Origin of the sequence: Methanococcoides orientis, assembly GCF_021184045.1 — an archaeon.
Lineage (GTDB): Archaea > Halobacteriota > Methanosarcinia > Methanosarcinales > Methanosarcinaceae > Methanococcoides > Methanococcoides orientis.
Genome location: NZ_CP073710.1, coordinates 698,985 through 716,840, shown reverse-complemented (window position 1 = coordinate 716,840; position 17,856 = coordinate 698,985). Strand labels below are relative to the sequence as shown.

Sequence of the window (17,856 nt, the reverse complement as noted above, 5' to 3'; positions counted from 1 at the left end):
TTTGCCATCGCCTTATTTCTTTGCTTTCATGCCGAAAAGGAATCTGACAACATTGATACGCCTGATCGCAATTTCATATATCGTCACGATCACTATGAACGATGTGGTGAGGAGTATTACGTACTTTGGAACTATGCCCATATCCCAGTCTGCAATGAAGAACCCCACGATCTGGATGACCGTTTGATGAAGTATATAGAAGGCTATGAGTCCTTCATTGGCGTATTTCAATGTGCTGTTGTTAAAGCTCAGGTATTTCCTGCCATATCCCAGGAAGGCGATCATCCAGCACCAGAGATTGAATGAACGAAGCAGCATAACTCCTGCATATCCATAGCTTCCAAATTGGAATGTCCCATCAAGTACAGACTGTATGAACCATAAAATAAACGGGAAAGTTGTTATTGCCAGCACCAATGCGACTTTTCCATGCCTATGGATGGTTTCCTCTAATTTATTATTGCAAGCTATAAGAAATCCATAGAACAGAATGATAGGATATACCAGTATGCTCCAGCCACCAAAATAATTCGGGTTGCCTGCAAATGATGTTGGGTCAAGGATTGCAGTAAGAACTCCAATTGGCAATGCTAACATGAAGATAGCACCTGGTTTTTCAAAAATGGGTTCGGTGTGCGAAATTATCGACCTTCCTGATTCAGTTCTAAGATAAACAAAAAGCGGGAGCATTACTAAGGAGAATATGAAAAGGAAGAGAAGATACCACAGATGACCCATAGGTGGCAGGCCGAAATATGAGAATACGCCAACAAAAGTGTATGTCAGATACTCAGGATAGAACTCCAGAAATGTAAGCCCTGATCCTCCACCGCTTAAAAACCTCAGGTAATTCTGGGGAGGAAGTATGACAAATATGCCCACTAAAAGATAGGGGATCATGATGCGCAGAAATCGCGACTTGATGAACTGTCCCTTTGTCCTGAAGCTCAGCACAAAATATATGCTCATACCCGAGATCACGAAGAACAAAGGCATCAGCCACTGGACTATAAACAAAACAAGTACCATGATATTTTCACTCAGGACGTTGTTCTTTACATCCCAGTCCATGGGATCAAAAAATCTCATAGAATGAAAGATCAAGACTGTAATTATGGCTATAACCCTCAGCCAGTCCAGATCATAACGTCTCTCAGGTTTATTACTATCCGTACTTATACCCCCATAAATAATTGTACAGCCATTATATAAACAGTTTTTTTATCAAAAGCCATTTTAAAAGTCTGCATCGCTCCCATAAAATTGCTTTAGGGGAATAGGGTGGAATTTGAAGACAAATCTTAAGAATCTATTAGACCCCTGCGGGATCTAACATCTCATTTTTTAAAAAAAGCAAATCTTGAAAAGATCAAATATGATATTGAACATGCAACTTATAAACAACCCTTATCTCATCCATTTCCGTGTATTCGACTTCAATTTTACCTTCATCTGCAATATATGTCAGGTCATCAAGGTCTTTGAAAATGACTTCACAATTAATGTTCTCCGGAAGCAATGAGCTGAAACCATCACATTTTCTGGTGATCTCCTGTATCATCCTTTTTGTTTCGGCTGAATTGAAGGTCCCAGCCTTATCCGGACTATAGATTATTTCAGTTGTTAGAGTTTCCTTGTCCAGCAATGTCATCCAGAACCCGTTGATCTGTGAATCATCGATGGCGTAATCCTTAATTTCGAAGCTCTTGTTGATCACATTCTTCAATTTTGAACACCTTTTCTTTAATTAAGACCTATGCAATAAATCAGTTTTCATGAAGTGGTCCTGAATAGAGATTCATCAAAAGGTGCTACTGCCTGAAGAACATATGACAATGAACCTGCCCAGGAATCCCTATCAAAGATGACTGCTTGCAAGCCAGAATAAATACATAACTGGAAAAGAAATGGTGCTGAAGGATTATTTTTCAGCACCAGGTCAAGGATCAAACACCTTTATCCATTATTTCATTTCCACCATAGGGGTCGGACGGGGACTTGCCAGGCTTCCTCCCAGGTATGCCACGGTACCACATATCAAACCAATGAACACAGGATGGATGAGGGGATTGCCAAGGAACTGCCAAAGCACCACAGAACCGAAGCTTGCCACAAGGCTGGCAACAAATCCGGTTGAAGTGCCACGGTCCCAGTAAAGTCCAAAAATAAGTGGTATGAAGACACAGCAAGCGATCACGCCCATGCTTACAGACACCAGAGGTACTATCATCTGTGGCACATCCATTGCGAAGAATGCCGAAACTATGATGATGATTACCCCCACTATTCTTGTCATGCGAAGCACCTTATCATCGGGAGTGGCCGGACGCAGATACCTGAGGATATCTGAAGTAAGGGCTGTTGTTGTGACCAGCACAATGGCACTCATGGTTGACATAGCAGCGGAGATGGCGGCCAGCAGGACGATACTATCAAATCCACGGGGAAGCAGTGATGTTGCCAGGAACGGTATCAGACCATCCGGGTTTGTCATGAAAGGAGCCAGTTGCTCCGGGCTGAATACCCCGTGAACCATGACGCCCAGGGAGAAAATGCATAGTGCATAAATGGTAATGGATATTGGACCATAGATACCTGCAAAACGTACTACTCTCTTATCCTTTGCAGAGAACAGCATGATCAGCAGATCGGGCAATGCCAGAAGTCCGAGACTGATAGCAAACGCCATTCCAAAAGTCTTTTGCCATGGTACTGCTGCACCTGTCATACTCAGTATGTCGGCCGGGACCATATCCCATATTGCCATGCCTCCTCCACTTGAAATAAGACCTGTGTAAAGAAGCACTGCGCCCACAAGCATGATCAAACCTTGCAAGAAACTTATCCAGATGATGGCCGGCAGTCCTCCTATCACGTAGTAGAGTGCCACAATGGCAACAGCTATGAGGAGAGCCTGGACATATGTTACTCCCAGCAGTCCCTGGAAAAGGTTGGCACATCCCTTGAAAATGGCAACCAGGTATACTGTATACATCAACAGCATGATCCCTGCAAGCAATATCTTGCCTCTCTGTGAATCGTACCTGCGTTCCAGTAGCTGAGGTATGGTCTTGGCATCGTACTTCTGGGAGAACATCCATATCTTCGGTGCAATGATGAATGCCAGGCAGGCAAAAGCTACGTGGAAGAATACTCCCCAGATGACCCATGGAAGTCCGGCAATGAGCCCGTAGCCTCCACCCCCGAGGAAAGAGGCAGCGCTAAAGTAAGCAGCCATATAGGCAATGCCTATTACCGCAGGATGCATCACATTCCTGTCCGAGACCACAAATCCTGAAAAAGTTCCCTGCCTGAGCTTCAGGGAAAGCAAAAGTATCCCAACTATATATAGTACCAGAAGAACCTGATTAATCATGGTCTTGCCTCAATACGAAAAAGAATGTTGTGGCAAGCATTATGATGACGGCGATCATCAGGTAAATGTAGGGCAGAGGCATCAGGAGCTCATCTCCCCATTCTGGTTTGCATTTTTAGTAATGGTCATTTTTGATGTGTTGTGTTTCAATACCAATTCCTATCCTCCTCTTCGTTGGGCTACTATGTACTATGATGCGCGGAGTAGTACATTATAGATTAAAACATTTTTGTTTGTTCCCACTGACAGATCCTTTCTAAAGGACCCTCATCCCTCTCACATTAAAAAAAAGCATAGCAATCTGGCATCTGTTATCGACTTTTCCGGCAAATCCAAAAAAGTAACAACAAAACGTTTATATTTCATTAAATAAGTGCATATGTCCACATTAATGTATAAATACATGCAATGTTTCAGCTCTACTGAATTCAATAGCTCTAAAATCCTAATGGCTAAAATGTGCAGACCTGCCGAACATCTGCTTAAGCAACAATGATGGACCTATCTGAATTACTACTGAAACGTCTGTAGAAGTAATTCACATTACCTATTTTCACTTACCAAATACAAGAGGAACGATATTGACCGCTAAACGTATATTAATGGGAAACGAAGCGATCGCCTTTGGGGCGATGAAGGCCGGTCTTCAGGTAGCGAGTGGCTATCCGGGGACACCTTCTACCGAAGTTATGGAGACCATCGCCTCTCATGCGAGCAAATATGGCATATATGCCGAATGGGCAACCAATGAGAAGGTAGCCCTTGAAACAGCGGTCGGAGCCGCCTATTCAGGTGCCAATACCCTGGTCACCATGAAGCAGGTCGGACTCAACGTAGCCTCTGATCCCCTCATGAGCCTCTCCTACATAGGAGTAAAAGGCTCCCTTGTGATCCTTGTCTCCGACGACCCCGGACCACACTCATCCCAGACCGAACAGGACACAAGAGCCTTTGGTCACTTCTCGAATATTCCGGTCCTTGACCCGTCCACACCCCAGGAAGCCTATGATATGGCTAAACTGGCCTTCAAACTGTCACATGAGATGGAGATCCCTGTGATACTCAGGACCACCACCCGTGTCTCCCATGGCTGTGCTGACGTGGTGACCGAAGATATCGAGCAGGCAGGTCGTGACATCGAAGGCTATGTAAAGGAACCACGCTGGACCATATTCCCAAAACTGACAGCACAAAGACACCCCTGGCTTGAAGATCTTCAGATCAGGATATCTGACCGTTTCTCAGATCTTTTCAGTGAAAATACATTCAACTCAATATCAAAAGGGAACAGCAAAATAGGCATTGCATCCTCTGGTGTTTCCTCCCTGTACACTAACGAGGCCACTAATAAGCAATCAGGAACCTTCTCGCATTTCAAACTCGCAACCGTCCACCCCTTCCCTGAAAAAGCAGCTCTTGAGTTCCTCAACGACATCACGGACCTTATAGTCATCGAAGAGCTTGACCCATACCTCGAGGAGCAGTTCCTGCAACTGATAGGCAGATATCATCTCGATGTGAACGTATATGGAAAGAAGAACGGCCACTTCCCTGTAAGCGGAGAATATGATGTGGATGTCGTGATCGAAGGAGTGAATAGCTCACTTCAGGCCATGAATGCAGAAATTCCCCTCCTAACACATTCAACACCTGTGGTCGCCAGGGAGAACATACCTGCACTTCCTGTAAGGCCACCCACGTTCTGTGCAGGATGCATGCACCGAACTGTCTTCTATGCTTTCAAGAAAGCAGCAGCGAAGCTGAAGAAAGAGAACGGAAAAGGAACCGTATTCTCAGGTGACATCGGTTGCTACACCCTCGGAAACGCCCAGCCGCTCAACATGGTGGACACCTGCCTCTGCATGGGAGCAGGCATCAGTATGGCAGCAGGCCTTTCCCACACACAACAATACCAGGATGGAAACTATGCTAAACAGGTGGCCTTCATCGGGGACTCCACTTTCTTCCATTCCGGAATCGCTGCAATGATCAGCGCAGTTTACAACAATGCTGATATCACGCTGGCTGTCCTTGACAACCGAACCACTGCTATGACAGGACATCAGCCACATCCGGGAATCGGCCTGACAGCAATGGGTAATCCTACAAAGGCCATTGATATTGCCGAAGTGCTACGAAGCTGTGGAGTGGACCTTGTTGAGACCATCGAAGCAGATGACCTTGGCGAATGCATAGAGACAGCTAAAATGGCCATAGAGTACGAAGGTCCCTCTGCTGTGGTATTCAAAGGAAAATGCGTGGGTATCACAAAAGCAACAGGACAATACGTGATCGATGAAGAGAAATGTACAGGTTGCAACTTCTGTGTCTCACAGCTTGGCTGTCCTGCCATCTTCTCGATGTCATCAGGAGTACCGCAAATACAGGACAACTGCACCGGTTGCAGTCTCTGTGCACAGGTCTGTCCGTCGGATGCTATTACCCTCAGGGAGGTACTACAATGAAATTCGATATTCTTATTGCAGGTGTGGGAGGACAGGGCGTTGTACTTGCATCCCGCCTGCTGGCAACGGCTGCCATAGATGCCGGTTACCACGTAGCAACCGCCGAGACGATCGGTATGGCCCAGAGAGAAGGATCGGTCACCAGCCACGTCAGGATCGGGGACGAGGTTTGTGGTTCACTCATCCCTGCCGGGAATGCTGACCTCATTATAGGTCTGGAGCCTGCTGAAGCTGCAAGGAACATCCACTTTTTGAAAAAGGACGGCAGCATTGTTGTAAATGAACATGCTGTGATCCCTTCGGCTTCAGCTAACAATGCTGAATACATTCCAGAACAGGTAATCGAATTCCTGAAAAAGAACTGTCAGGAAACCATAAACGTGGATTTCACGCAGCTTGCAAAAGAAGCAGGGACCTACAGGGCAGCGAACGTTGCCATGCTGGCCGCTGCTGCAGGTGCAGACCTGCTTCCTTTCAATCCAGACGAATTGTGGAGCGTGCTTGAGAAGATGGTACCGGAGAAGTACAGGGAACTGAACAGAAAGGCATTCGACATGTCCCTCGAAAAGGTTGCATGCATAAAGGATCCTGAGCAACAGGAGCAAGTGCAGGTAATGGATATCTGATATCCGAGGTGATGAAGATGTGCAATGTTTGTGAAGATACTGAAACAAAGCAGAACATGTCCTGCAATGGGTATGAAGACGCCGGATCTTCCGAAGAAGATCAATTGCTAAAGCTCAAGGATCTTCTCAAAAGGGTTGTATCGGGAAGTCCTTTCTATCAAAAGAAGTTCGAAGAAGCTGGACTTGACATCGATTCAATAAGGACGATAGAAGATATCGCAAAGCTTCCATTCACCACCAAAGAGGAATTACGGGATGCTTACCCCCTGGGCCTCCAGGCGGTCCCGGATGAAAAGATAATCAGGATACATTCATCATCAGGCACCACCGGCAGTCCTGTCATCATCCCATATACGCAGAAAGATGTTGATGTCTGGGCAGAAATGATGATGCGCTGCTACCAGATGGCAGGCCTTACTGAAACTGACAGGATACAGATAACACCCGGATACGGTCTCTGGACCGCAGGGATCGGTTTCCAGGCAGGTGCGGAACGTCTCGGAGCAATGGCAGTCCCCACGGGCCCGGGAAACACGGAAAAACAATTGCAGATGCTCCTCGACCTCAAATCCACAGCACTTGCAAGCACCTCATCCTACGCCCTCCTCCTTGCAGAGGAGATCAACAAGCGGGGCCTGAGGGACAATATCAACCTGAAGGTCGGAATCATCGGTTCCGAACGCTGGAGCCCAAAGATGAGGTCCCGCATAGAGAATGAGCTCGGAATCGAGAGCTTTGACATCTTCGGCCTCACCGAGATCTACGGACCCGGCATTGCCCTCGATTGTTTCATGCATGACGGGCTTCACTACTGGTCCGACCACCTTCTCTTTGAGATCATCGACCCGGTAACTGAAGAAAAGCTGCCCGATGGCACCCTCGGGGAACTAGTCATAACAACCCTTACAAAGGAAGGAGCACCCCTGATACGCTACAGGACAAGGGACCTTACACGCATCATTCCTGAAGTCTGCAAGTGTGGTTGCCCATTCCCTCGCATAGACCGCCTGCTGGGACGTACCGATGACAGGATAAAGATCAAAGCTGTAAACGTCTATCCAGGTCAGATCGAGGATGTCATACAGAGGGTCGAAGGCGTCAGCAGCGAATACCAGATCATTCTTGAAAGATATCAAGGCAGAGATTCAATGCTCTTCAGGGTCGAGACCGCTGATGCAGATGATCCCGAAATGAAATCAAGGACTGCAAAAGCACTGAATAAAGCCTTCAAGGACTTCATTGGTATCAGTGTAGATGTGGAATGCGTCGGATTAGGAGAACTTCCTCGCAGTGAGAAGAAGAGCAAGAGAGTCATTGATAACAGGGATATGTGAGATATCCCTTTCTTTTTTCAGAATCCCTATTCAAGTCTATTCATTGAGTAAGATCGCTATAGTGTAATTCTTAAAAACAAACATTATAAATAGTTTCTATTTTATAGTAGAAGTTATTAAACTGTTTAAGATTTACTAATAGGAAAAACAATGAAGTCTTGTTCAAACTGTGGGGCAGAGATCGATGAAAAAGCTGTAATATGTCCAAAATGTGGAGTTCCTACTGGCACACAATATCCAGCTTCACAATCTCCAAAGGATCCTGGACTAGCAGCTGTCTTATCCCTTTTATTAAGTGGATTAGGACAAGTTTACAACGGTGAACTTAAAAAAGGAATTGGGATATTAGTAGGTGTCGTTGTTGGATGGGTTACTTTCCTTATTCCAGGAATAATAATATGTGTATATGGGGTTTATGATGCTTACACCACCTCAAAGAAAATGAATTCAGCTGAGATAGCCTTCAAAAAGGCAAATTTTTCAGACTATATTCTTTTTATTTTGGTTTTCTTGATCCTGATCGGATTATTTGCTGCTATTTTACTTTGGATGGAGTTATTGTAAACACAGAAAAACTGTTTTATATCAAGCTTTGACCTGAACGGAAGTCATTTTTCCCGAATCATATATTTGTTCCCTGATATGAAAAAGCACCATGATGCGAAGATATAAAATCATTCACACCATTAAAGGCCAGAATTCAGACCAAGGAAACGAATTAACAATGCCAGACGCAAAAACACATGATACGATAAATATTGCAGTGATGTTAGTTATACTGGCAAGCCTTTCCTATCTTACGATGTGGAAGGAAAATGAGATGGCTATCAGGTATCTGGACATTTACATGATAACGATCTTTTCCATATCCTATCTGTTCGCAACATTCTTCCTTAGCCCGGATCTCGATATTGAAAGTAAGCCATATAAAAGATGGAAGATCTTCAAGTTCCTCTGGTGGCCCTACAAGGTTATATTCAAACACAGAGGATTCTCGCATAATCCTATCATCGGACCCCTGTCCATTATAATCAATCTTGCATTGATAGTAGCCTTATTGTTTCTGATTATAGGTGTTGATCTGCACAAAGTACCTTTGAGGTATATTATAGTAGCCACAGCAGGGATGTGTCTGTCAATGGAAGTCCATATAATATCAGACTCCCTGATATCAAAAGCAAAAAGTTATTTTTGAGAAGTTCTGAGAAGTTTCGTTCTATTAGATTCCGGAAAAGGGATTTTTAAGGATTATTTGTGGATCTTGTATACCGATCAGGCAATCTGCAACTTGAAAATGAATTATTGATCTTATTCAATTTCGACAAATTCCACATAATCACTTGAAGTTTTAATAGCTGAATCGAACATGTTCCCATCACGGTTGATCTTCCTGATGTATTCAAGTTTCTCTTTATACATATCAGCCTTATCCAATGCTCTGATAACACAACCGATCAAAGCATGAACATCATTAGTTTCACCGTAAAAAGCACATTTTGGTTTATCGGACATTATAGCTCCTATAACAAATATAATAAAACGAATGAACATTTGCCATTCATTCACAAAATGAAAAATAAATCATTACCAATTATCAAAAACCTTTAAAAAAACGTATTTCTTATAATGTCCTCTATCTTTAATAAGGTTTGTATCCAGTCACATAAAGCAAATTAAGTAAATTCTCTCAAATTAAGTGATTATTACCATATCAATAAATGCCTGAGCCTGCTCAATTGTTTGAAATAACTGTATTTTTCCTTGATCCAGCAGCTCCATGATCAATAAATGACCCATAAATATTTTGGAGACAAATCAAAAAGCAGCTCAACTTTTTACTGCCTTACCAGCATTTTCAGCCACCTGAAAACCAACAGTGATATATCCGGTCAGACCATGAGTGGACATAGTCAACTAGTTCATCAAGACCTCCCAAGAATAATAGATTCCCAAGTGCGGCTTTTTGGATCGAATTGGTATACAATATAAAGGGAGGAAAACAAATGGAAAATAGAGGTTTCAACAACGGACCGAGGGATATGCACAAAGCAAAATGTGCTGACTGCGGTCAGGAAACAGAAGTACCTTTCGTACCGGACCCAAACAGACCGGTATACTGCAGGGAATGCTTCCAGAGCCACAGACCACCTAAAAAATTCTAAGTGGATGTGACCAATAACTTTAAAGATGAAAATTAAATGTGCGATTAGATAGAAAATCCCTATCACCATCGCACAATTCATTTTTGTATTATTATACTAAAAGTAACTTATTGTTGCTGATTATGCCCGTTGAGTGCATAAAGTTTTTTTATTGATCACAGTACCCATGGCTGTAATGGAATTACACATAACATCAGACTTTTTGATATCAAAAATAAAAGCATTATTAGATCTAAAAAAGCAGAATGATTGCCCTGATCATATCGATGTCAAGGACAACATGCACTTTTGTTCAGTTTATGAATAAATGAATAAATTAGATACGTTAGCCTGAACTTCTCACTTCAGGAACTTGCTTTCATCACGTCGATCGATCTCATCATGTCTAGCTTGAGATTGACTATTTCCCTGAAAGATGTCATACTCAGACATTCTCTGCAACAATAGAATGTGTTCAGACCTATCATTTGTATTTCAAGCTCTGTTTTGCAATTTCGACATAATAGTTTTTCTTCGTTTGTTATAATTCCCCCTCCGTTAGTTTCTGCTCCATGCACCATTTGAAGATATCGAACTTCTATCTATCATTTAGACAGAAGACCCCCGAGCATGAACCTGTAAAGGTCAAGTTCTTCAGCATCCAGATCATTGCCAACGTACCCCCCGATCACTGAATGCTGGTCATTATTTAACTGAGAGTTCTTTTTCAGGATGATGTCATTTTTGATTTGAACTTTGATCATTAGCTTTCCTCTTTTTGAATTTAGACTCTATTTATCTCTGATCTCGTGTTATATATAAGAATATACATTTGAAGCATATATATTATTCGTACCTATTTTATAGATAACTCAATAAAATATATAGATAATTTATATCTAAGAATCTTTTCTTATTCAGGCAGAGAGGGTAAGGTCCAGCAAATATGATCTCATCCTTTCATCAAAAAAGATGCTTTATTGACTTCTCATGAACAATCTAATTGATATGTAAAGGACTGAAGTTTAAGCTGAACTGACAAAACTCAGCTTTTGAATTGAATTCGCATTAGAAATATTTAATAACTAAAAACGTGCTCTTATTAAAGAGAACAATGAGAGGATATATCAATAAATCAGAGATGCGGATGTTTTTGATCTTTGGAGCCATACTATTGCCTATGGCGTTCCTGTGTTTTCAGCAGGAACTTTCGTTAGGGATAATATCTTCGTATCCACTTTTCATAATACTGGTCCTCATGATTCTTGGTGCTAATATTGAACTACCTGTCAGTACCATCAGAACAAAGAAAACACAGGACCTACAAAGGGATGCAGCGACACTTGAAGAGGTCTATTCAGTTCCTTTGGTAAAAGATATCTCATCCAGTATGAAGCTGGCATTCGACACGGTCATTACCCTCAACGTTGGGGGATTCATAATTCCTTTTGCTGTAATGCTGTTCCTGATAGTCTTCCAGCCTGACTTTGTAGGGCTTGAGATCATGCTGATCATGATAGTAGCTGCAACACTTCTCTCCGATTTTGTCAATGGTATCGGCATCGTGATGCCTGATTACATTGGTTTGATAGCAGTGCCTTTAGCACTTATCTTCGCACCGGAAAATGCAGCTTCCGTGATATTCGTATCAGGTATTGGTGGTATCCTTCTGGGAAATATCACAGGACTACTGATGTTTGATAAAGAGAATAAAGGAAGTGCTTTTATCAACCTTGGCGGAGTTGGAAGCTTTAAAGCAGTATATGTTACAGCACTGGTTGCAGCATTAATATCCTGGTTCGTTTGAAGAAGAGTTCTGGCGCATGTTCATCCTCTCCTGAAGTTTGCTGGCTGTCAGGTTAACGGTCCGGTACTTTGAAATACCCTTATCCGTGAACCTGAAAGGTTGTGGGGAAGTATCCACGCGAGTAGCTCGCATTTTCTGTACAGCCATAACAGGGGTCAGATTTGCGTCGACCTCATTTGCTTGCATTTTATCAAGGAAGATTATTCCATCTCCAAGGAAATCATATGTATCATATGACTTTGTCTCAATTCCAAACTCTTTCTCAGTTACAAAGAAAGAAGTAATATTTTTTGATTTTAGCATCTTATGCAATGTACGCCATTCCAGGGATTTCCTGAACTCAGCAGGATCAGTGAACATGTTAAGAGAATCGAAAACGACCCGTCGTGGTTTATACGACTCTATGATCTCACCGATCTCTTCAAATGACAGCATGGACATACCGAACACTTCAAGGTATCCATCGTCGATATGCTTACCAATATCCCAGCCAAACCGCATGAAATGCTGAATTAATTGCTGGATCCTTTCTTCAAAGGAGAAAAAGAGGCATTTCTCATCATTCTTGATCCCTTCCATCAAAAACTGCATGCAAAGGGTAGTTTTACCTGTTCCCGGAGGACCTGTAACAACAACTGTAAATCCTTCCGGAATACCGCCTTCAAGCATGTCATCAAGCCCGACAACACCAGTATTGACCCTTTTGATAGCCTTATCTATATTTTTTGTATCGATCTTGGATTTGAACTTGCTGCTATCAAGTGACATTAGCGCCTTTTCAAGTACAAGATTCTTGGCTCCAAGTTCCTTCTCATACCTTTCAAGTATCTTAACAGCATCAGAACTTAATGTTGTGTGAACAGGGAACTTGTTTCTTGCCATAAATGTAGATTGAATACTATATATTTAAGACTTACTTCATGTGTTCACATATATGAATGATATGTCCATCATTGCTCTTCTTCAGGGTATCCATGCCCTTCAAGGAACTTTCCTCGTCCCTTTTCAGCAATAACCTCATTCTCCCAGACAACTTCACCCCTGGCGATAGTGGTCATCGGGAAGATTGCATCCATACCTTCAAACGGAGACCAACCGGCTTTGCTGTGAAGCTTGTCAGCTTTGATAGGGGTGGCATTGCGTGTATCCACAATGATCAGGTCCGCATCATACCCTTCAGCAAAAACTCCCTTTGAGTGGCGTGTATCAAGGCCAAATATATGCGCAGGATTCCTGCTTGTGACCTCAATCATCCTACCAATCGGAAGAATGTTCTTTTTTACAGCCATTAGCATAAGCGGCATAAGGGTCTCGACCCCCGGAACACCTGATGGTGCACTCCTGATATCAAGGTCCTTATCGAACTCTGAATGTGGCGCATGGTCTGAAGCTATAGCACTCACAGTTCCATCATTTACCGCATTCATAAGCGCTTTCACGTTCCTTCGGTCACGCAGTGGAGGGTTCATCTTTCCGAAAGTTCCCAGCTTGTCCCAGTCCCTTGTAGATAAGAACAGATGATGAGGGGCAACCTCACAGGTAACAGTATGCTCACGATTCTCTGCTGCTGCAACATATTTTTCCTTACGGATAAGCCCCAGTGCCTCAAGTGTGCTGATATGACAGAAGTGTGATCTAGTGCCTTTTTTTGCAATTACTTCAAGTGCTTTTTCGACAGCATATCCTTCACAGAGATTTGAGCGTATTCGTGAATGTGATGACGGGGAAAAGTCCTTCTTAAGCAGCTTTTCGTTTTCCAGGCGGATGTTCTCATCTTCGGCATGAATACAGGCTACGGCATCAAGGTCTTTAATGATCTCGAGTGACTGTGCGAAGTCCTCTTCATTTATGTTCAGTCCGCCAGTGGATTCTGCCATGAAGATCTCACCAAATGATGTTACTCCAAGCTCCCAGAGCAATGAGAGGGATTCAAGGTTCTGCGTCACTCCGCCATTAATACCGAAATCGATCACCGATTTACGCTTTGCCAGTTTAAGTTTTTCCTTGAAAGATGACTTATCAACAGTAGGTGGTATGGTATTCGGGTGCTCGATTACAGTTGTGATACCGCCTGCTGCTGCTGAACATGAACCTGTATACCAGTCCTCTTTCTTGATCATACCAGGTTCCCTGAAATGTACATGTGCATCTATGCCTGCAGGTATGGTCAGTGCACCTTTAGCATCGATCAGGAGATCGGGATCAGCACCGCTGATATCCTTTGCAATACGCTCGATCTTTCCATTGTTGATCGATACTTCTCCTGGTTGCAAAAAGTTGTTGTAGAAGACCTTTGTGTTCTTAATTAGGATATCAGTCATGGATAGGAGCCCCTTTTTGAAAAATGTAGATTTCTATTTAGATGTATACTGAAGTCAACACTGGGATTTACTTTTTTATGTATTATAAAACTGTTCTTTATCGTTTTAGCATTTCTCACTTCCCTAATCTGCTGCAATACTCACTGTACGATCATATTAGGCATTAAGATATATAGAATATATATTACTATATTGCATATTTAGCATTATATAGTGAAATATAGAATATATCAAGAAAGAATATATACGTTTCACCTTATTTCATTCCTTGCAGGTCGATAAATTACACTTCCGATCTGAAATCCAAAAAATAATTTAGTTCAATAAGGTGAAAGAACCAATGTCCAAGAAATCAATCTCATATATGATCACGCTTTTGCTGGTCACTTCACTTGCTCTTTTCGGAGCAGGATGTGTTGGTAATGACTCTACAGATTCCGGTAGTGAAGAAGAAATGCAGTCAATTATGATCAAGGGATCTGACACAGTACTTCCACTTGCACAGGCAGAAGCTGAAGTTTTCATGATGGAGAACCATGATAGCATTGTATCTATCATCGGTGGTGGATCCGGTGTCGGTATCGCAGCACTCATTGATGGTGAAGTAGATATCGCAATGACATCAAGAGCAATGAAAGAATCAGAGATCGAGAATGCACAGGCAAATGGTATCAACCCACTGCAGCAGACAATTGCATGGGATGGTATCTCAGTTGTTGTAAATCCTGAGAACCCTGTATCTGATCTTACCTACGAACAGCTCGAAGCGATCTATGTAGGGGACATCTCCAACTGGAATGAAGTCGGTGGCGAAGACCTTGAGATCGTGGTTCTCTCACGTGACAGCAGTTCCGGTACCTACGAGTACTTCAAGGACGAAGTGATGGAAGGAAACGAATACAGACCTGATGCACTTATCAATCCATCAACCGGAGCGATCATCCAGACCGTTTCACAGAACCCTAACGCTATCGGATATGTCGGTGTCGCTTACCTTGACGGGACCGTAAAGCCACTTGCAGTAGACAAGGGCGAAGGTGCTGAGGAACCAACCTCCGAGAACATCCTCTCAGGTGCATACCCGCTTTCAAGACCACTTTACTTCTACACTGACGGTGAACCAACAGGCCTTGCACTGGAATTCATTGAATTCGTATCCAGCGAGACCGGAGAAGAAACAGTATTTGAAGTAGGGTACTTCCCTGCTTAATTTTTTAAAATCTCCTAAAGGATCAGGGATAAATTATGATGCATAGAAAAAAGAAGGAAAAGGCAATTGAATCCACGCTCTTAATGGTAAGTGGAATTACAGTTGTAGCTCTATTCCTTCTTTGTTTTTTCCTTTTCAGGGAAGGTTACCTTTTGTTCGGCGACTATTCCATCATATCTTTCCTAACCGAAACTTCCTGGTACCCATCATCATCACCGGCAAAATTCGGTTTGTTGCCGTTATTGACAGGATCATTGATCGTAACAGCCGGTGCTATTATTCTCTCAGTGCCTCTTGGAATTGCTTCTGCGATCTATATATCAGAACTTGCAGACCCAAAGGTAGCACAAATTATCAAACCATTTGTAGAGATCCTCGCAGGCATACCTTCAGTCGTTTACGGTTTCTTCGGACTTATTATAGTGGTCCCATTGCTACAGGACCTTTTAGACCTCCCCACAGGACAGACAGCACTTGCAGGTTCTATCATGCTTGGAATGATGGCACTACCTACAATTATATCAGTATCAGAGGATGCTATTAATTCAGTTCCCACTGCACTAAAGGAAGGTTCCCTTGCACTTGGAAGTACCAAGTGGCAGACCATTTACAGGGTAGTCTTACCAGCAGCACTGTCAGGAATATCCGCAGCCGTTATGCTTGGTATCGGAAGGGCTATCGGCGAGACCATGACCGTCATGATGGTAACAGGAAATACTGCTATCATACCCGGAATTCCCGAAGGTCTCTTTGATCCGGTAAGGACAATGACCGCGACCATTGCACTTGAAATGGGAGAAGTTCCACAGGGAAGTGATCATTTCCATGCCCTGTTCGCAGTTGGTGCAGTACTTTTCCTAATAACATTCATAATCAATCTTATCGCTGACAGCGTTAAGAAGAAATACAGACTCAAGGAGGCAGCATAATGTTCTTTGGAGCAAAGACATCCGAGAAACTGGCATTTGCCACGCTGAAGCTCTCCATGGCACTTGTACTCGCTTTTGTATCGATCCTTGTGGTCTACATTACTGTCAACGGCTACAGCGTGCTCAGCCTTGATTTCATAACCCAGATGCCAATGAAAAGAATGACCGAGGGAGGTATTTTCCCGGCAATTGTGGGAAGTCTCATGCTTATCGGACTTTCAATGGCATTTGCAATTCCACTTGGCATACTCTCGGCAGTTTACCTTAATGAATATTCAACTCCGGGACGTACTTCCTGGGCAATTGAGATGGCGATCAACAATCTTGCAGGTACACCATCAGTAGTGTTCGGTCTTTTCGGACTGGCATTGTTCGTCAAGTACTTCGGCTTCGGAGCGTCCATCCTGTCAGCATCCCTGACTTTAGCTCTGCTCATACTGCCCGTGATAATCCGTGCGAGCAAGGAAGCACTGATGACAGTACCACAGGAATACAGGGAAGCTTCCCTTGCACTTGGTGTTACCAAATGGCAGACCACAAGAAAGGTCATACTTCCTGCAGCGATCCCCGGAATGATGACAGGTATCATCCTGAGTATCGGCAGGGTTGCAGGTGAAACAGCACCAATCCTGCTTACAGGAGCAGCATACTTCTTACCAAGAATACCGGATTCGGTGTTCTCCCAGTTCATGGCATTGCCATATCACCTTTTCGTACTGGCGACCTCAGGTACGAACATCACACAGACAAGACCGATACAGTATGGAACAGCACTGATACTGCTCTTGATAGTTGTTTTCATGAACAGCATCGCAGTAGTGATAAGAAGACATTACCGGAACAAACTGAACAGGTAAAAGAGAATTCAAGGATGATCCTATGTCTAAAAATGAAATTAATACGAATATCAATATTAAAGATCTTAATCTCTGGTACGGTGAAAAACACGCACTTAAAGATATTTCACTTGACATACCGGAGAAAAGCGTTACTGCGTTAATAGGCCCCTCAGGCTGTGGAAAATCAACATTCCTTAGGTGCCTGAACCGCATGAACGACCTGGTAAAATCATGCAGGATAGAAGGAGAGGTACTTGTTGATGATGAGAACATCTATGAAAAGAACGTTGATGTCGTCGACCTGAGGAAAAAGGTTGGAATGGTCTTCCAGAAGCCAAACCCTTTCCCCATGTCGATCTATGATAACATCGCCTATGGTCCGAAGATCCATGGTTGTTCAAAATCCGAGACAAATGAAAGGGTACACAAAGCACTCGATGATGCTGCCCTTATGGGGGAGGTTCAGGAAAGACTTGGCGACCAGGCATTTGCACTTAGTGGCGGACAGCAGCAAAGGTTGTGCATTGCACGAACACTTGCAGTCAAGCCGGAAATAATCCTGTTCGACGAACCATGCAGTGCTCTTGATCCTATTTCCACTTCCAAGATCGAGGACCTGATCCTTGAGCTTAAGAAGGACTATACTATTGTGATAGTAACACATAATATGCAACAGGCAGCACGTATTTCTGACTATACTGCCTTTTTCCTACTCGGGGAACTGGTAGAGTTCGGAAAGACAAAGAACATATTTGAGAATCCACAGGTAAAAAGTACTGAGGACTATATTACAGGAAGGTTCGGGTGA

18 protein-coding genes are annotated in these 17,856 nt (G+C 43.2%); 11 read left to right on the top strand and 7 right to left on the bottom strand.

The window, feature by feature from the left end:
• Positions 1-12 precede the first annotated feature (12 nt).
• From J7W08_RS03630 to J7W08_RS03620, 3 genes are all read right to left on the bottom strand, one after another.
• Positions 13-1,140, bottom strand: coding sequence for an acyltransferase family protein (locus J7W08_RS03630; protein ID WP_259370128.1), 1,128 nt, complete (start codon positions 1,138-1,140; stop codon positions 13-15).
• A gap of 229 nt (positions 1,141-1,369) precedes the next feature.
• Entirely contained in the window at positions 1,370-1,717 is a 348-nt protein-coding gene (locus J7W08_RS03625) for a hypothetical protein (RefSeq protein ID WP_233085724.1), read from the bottom strand.
• 246 nt (positions 1,718-1,963) lie between these two features.
• On the bottom strand, positions 1,964-3,376 hold the full coding sequence (locus J7W08_RS03620) for a sodium:solute symporter family protein (RefSeq protein ID WP_233085286.1): 1,413 nt from the start codon (positions 3,374-3,376) through the stop codon (positions 1,964-1,966).
• A gap of 581 nt (positions 3,377-3,957) precedes the next feature.
• On the opposite strand from J7W08_RS03620, the gene iorA reads away from it, so the two are divergent.
• The 5 genes from iorA (at position 3,958) to J7W08_RS03595 (ending at position 8,996) form a co-directional block, all read left to right on the top strand.
• Entirely contained in the window at positions 3,958-5,841 is a 1,884-nt protein-coding gene (iorA, locus tag J7W08_RS03615; protein WP_233085285.1) for an indolepyruvate ferredoxin oxidoreductase subunit alpha, read from the top strand.
• Positions 5,838-6,467 (top strand): indolepyruvate oxidoreductase subunit beta, encoded by a 630-nt coding sequence (locus tag J7W08_RS03610; protein WP_233085284.1) that lies wholly within the window; start codon positions 5,838-5,840, stop codon positions 6,465-6,467. The genes iorA and J7W08_RS03610 overlap by 4 nt, the downstream gene beginning before the upstream one ends.
• Before the next feature lie 17 nt (positions 6,468-6,484).
• Complete coding sequence (locus tag J7W08_RS03605; protein ID WP_233085283.1) at positions 6,485-7,801, top strand: phenylacetate--CoA ligase family protein; 1,317 nt, start codon at positions 6,485-6,487, stop codon at positions 7,799-7,801.
• 150 nt (positions 7,802-7,951) lie between these two features.
• Positions 7,952-8,365, top strand: coding sequence for a zinc-ribbon domain-containing protein (locus J7W08_RS03600; RefSeq protein WP_233085282.1), 414 nt, complete (start codon positions 7,952-7,954; stop codon positions 8,363-8,365).
• 160 nt (positions 8,366-8,525) lie between these two features.
• Entirely contained in the window at positions 8,526-8,996 is a 471-nt protein-coding gene (locus J7W08_RS03595; RefSeq protein ID WP_233085281.1) for a metal-binding protein, read from the top strand.
• Positions 8,997-9,109: 113 nt separating this feature from the next.
• Here J7W08_RS03595 and J7W08_RS03590 read toward each other — a convergent pair whose 3' ends face one another.
• Positions 9,110-9,313 (bottom strand): hypothetical protein, encoded by a 204-nt coding sequence (locus tag J7W08_RS03590; RefSeq protein ID WP_233085280.1) that lies wholly within the window; start codon positions 9,311-9,313, stop codon positions 9,110-9,112.
• Between the two features lie 491 nt (positions 9,314-9,804).
• Between J7W08_RS03590 and J7W08_RS03585 the strand changes: the two genes are divergently transcribed.
• Positions 9,805-9,963, top strand: a complete 159-nt coding sequence (locus J7W08_RS03585; protein WP_081955768.1) for a CxxC-x17-CxxC domain-containing protein — start codon at positions 9,805-9,807, stop codon at positions 9,961-9,963.
• 584 nt (positions 9,964-10,547) lie between these two features.
• Here J7W08_RS03585 and J7W08_RS03580 read toward each other — a convergent pair.
• Positions 10,548-10,706, bottom strand: coding sequence for a hypothetical protein (locus tag J7W08_RS03580; protein WP_233085279.1), 159 nt, complete (start codon positions 10,704-10,706; stop codon positions 10,548-10,550).
• Positions 10,707-11,089: 383 nt separating this feature from the next.
• Here J7W08_RS03580 and J7W08_RS03575 point away from each other — a divergent pair, with 383 nt between their 5' ends.
• Positions 11,090-11,749: a DUF1614 domain-containing protein gene (locus tag J7W08_RS03575; RefSeq protein WP_233085278.1), complete on the top strand. Its 660-nt coding sequence runs from the start codon at positions 11,090-11,092 to the stop codon at positions 11,747-11,749.
• Here the strand turns inward: J7W08_RS03575 and J7W08_RS03570 are convergent.
• The gene (locus J7W08_RS03570; RefSeq protein WP_233085277.1) at positions 11,729-12,631 is read right to left on the bottom strand and encodes an RAD55 family ATPase; all 903 of its coding nucleotides are present in this window, start codon (positions 12,629-12,631) and stop codon (positions 11,729-11,731) included. The genes J7W08_RS03575 and J7W08_RS03570 overlap by 21 nt on opposite strands.
• A 68-nt stretch (positions 12,632-12,699) precedes the next feature.
• On the bottom strand, positions 12,700-14,070 hold the full coding sequence (locus J7W08_RS03565) for a dihydroorotase (protein ID WP_233085276.1): 1,371 nt from the start codon (positions 14,068-14,070) through the stop codon (positions 12,700-12,702).
• 340 nt (positions 14,071-14,410) lie between these two features.
• On the opposite strand from J7W08_RS03565, the gene J7W08_RS03560 reads away from it, so the two are divergent.
• Genes J7W08_RS03560 through pstB form a run of 4 tightly spaced genes read left to right on the top strand, consistent with a single transcriptional unit; the run spans position 14,411 to position 17,856 of the window.
• A complete protein-coding gene (locus tag J7W08_RS03560) occupies positions 14,411-15,280 on the top strand; it encodes a phosphate ABC transporter substrate-binding protein (protein ID WP_233085275.1) in 870 nt (289 codons plus the stop codon).
• A 35-nt stretch (positions 15,281-15,315) separates the two neighbouring features.
• Complete coding sequence (gene pstC / locus J7W08_RS03555; protein WP_081955767.1) at positions 15,316-16,209, top strand: phosphate ABC transporter permease subunit PstC; 894 nt, start codon at positions 15,316-15,318, stop codon at positions 16,207-16,209.
• Positions 16,209-17,066 (top strand): phosphate ABC transporter permease PstA, encoded by an 858-nt coding sequence (pstA, locus tag J7W08_RS03550; RefSeq protein ID WP_233085274.1) that lies wholly within the window; start codon positions 16,209-16,211, stop codon positions 17,064-17,066. Before pstC ends, pstA begins: the two co-directional genes overlap by 1 nt.
• A gap of 22 nt (positions 17,067-17,088) precedes the next feature.
• Positions 17,089-17,856, top strand: coding sequence for a phosphate ABC transporter ATP-binding protein PstB (pstB, locus tag J7W08_RS03545; RefSeq protein WP_233085273.1), 768 nt, complete (start codon positions 17,089-17,091; stop codon positions 17,854-17,856).

Excerpts from the sequence above, each read along its gene's own strand:
- J7W08_RS03620 (WP_233085286.1), bottom strand. The coding sequence starts at position 3,376 with ATGATTAATCAGGTTCTTCTGGTACTATATATAGTTGGGATACTTTTG.
- J7W08_RS03610 (WP_233085284.1), top strand. The coding sequence starts at position 5,838 with ATGAAATTCGATATTCTTATTGCAGGTGTGGGAGGACAGGGCGTTGTA.
- J7W08_RS03605 (WP_233085283.1), top strand. The coding sequence starts at position 6,485 with ATGTGCAATGTTTGTGAAGATACTGAAACAAAGCAGAACATGTCCTGC.
- J7W08_RS03600 (WP_233085282.1), top strand. The coding sequence starts at position 7,952 with ATGAAGTCTTGTTCAAACTGTGGGGCAGAGATCGATGAAAAAGCTGTA.
- J7W08_RS03595 (WP_233085281.1), top strand. The coding sequence starts at position 8,526 with ATGCCAGACGCAAAAACACATGATACGATAAATATTGCAGTGATGTTA.
- J7W08_RS03590 (WP_233085280.1), bottom strand. The coding sequence starts at position 9,313 with ATGTCCGATAAACCAAAATGTGCTTTTTACGGTGAAACTAATGATGTT.
- J7W08_RS03585 (WP_081955768.1), top strand. The coding sequence starts at position 9,805 with ATGGAAAATAGAGGTTTCAACAACGGACCGAGGGATATGCACAAAGCA.
- J7W08_RS03580 (WP_233085279.1), bottom strand. The coding sequence starts at position 10,706 with ATGATCAAAGTTCAAATCAAAAATGACATCATCCTGAAAAAGAACTCT.
- J7W08_RS03575 (WP_233085278.1), top strand. The coding sequence starts at position 11,090 with ATGTTTTTGATCTTTGGAGCCATACTATTGCCTATGGCGTTCCTGTGT.
- J7W08_RS03570 (WP_233085277.1), bottom strand. The coding sequence starts at position 12,631 with ATGGCAAGAAACAAGTTCCCTGTTCACACAACATTAAGTTCTGATGCT.
- J7W08_RS03565 (WP_233085276.1), bottom strand. The coding sequence starts at position 14,070 with ATGACTGATATCCTAATTAAGAACACAAAGGTCTTCTACAACAACTTT.
- J7W08_RS03560 (WP_233085275.1), top strand. The coding sequence starts at position 14,411 with ATGTCCAAGAAATCAATCTCATATATGATCACGCTTTTGCTGGTCACT.
- pstC (WP_081955767.1), top strand. The coding sequence starts at position 15,316 with ATGATGCATAGAAAAAAGAAGGAAAAGGCAATTGAATCCACGCTCTTA.
- pstA (WP_233085274.1), top strand. The coding sequence starts at position 16,209 with ATGTTCTTTGGAGCAAAGACATCCGAGAAACTGGCATTTGCCACGCTG.
- pstB (WP_233085273.1), top strand. The coding sequence starts at position 17,089 with ATGTCTAAAAATGAAATTAATACGAATATCAATATTAAAGATCTTAAT.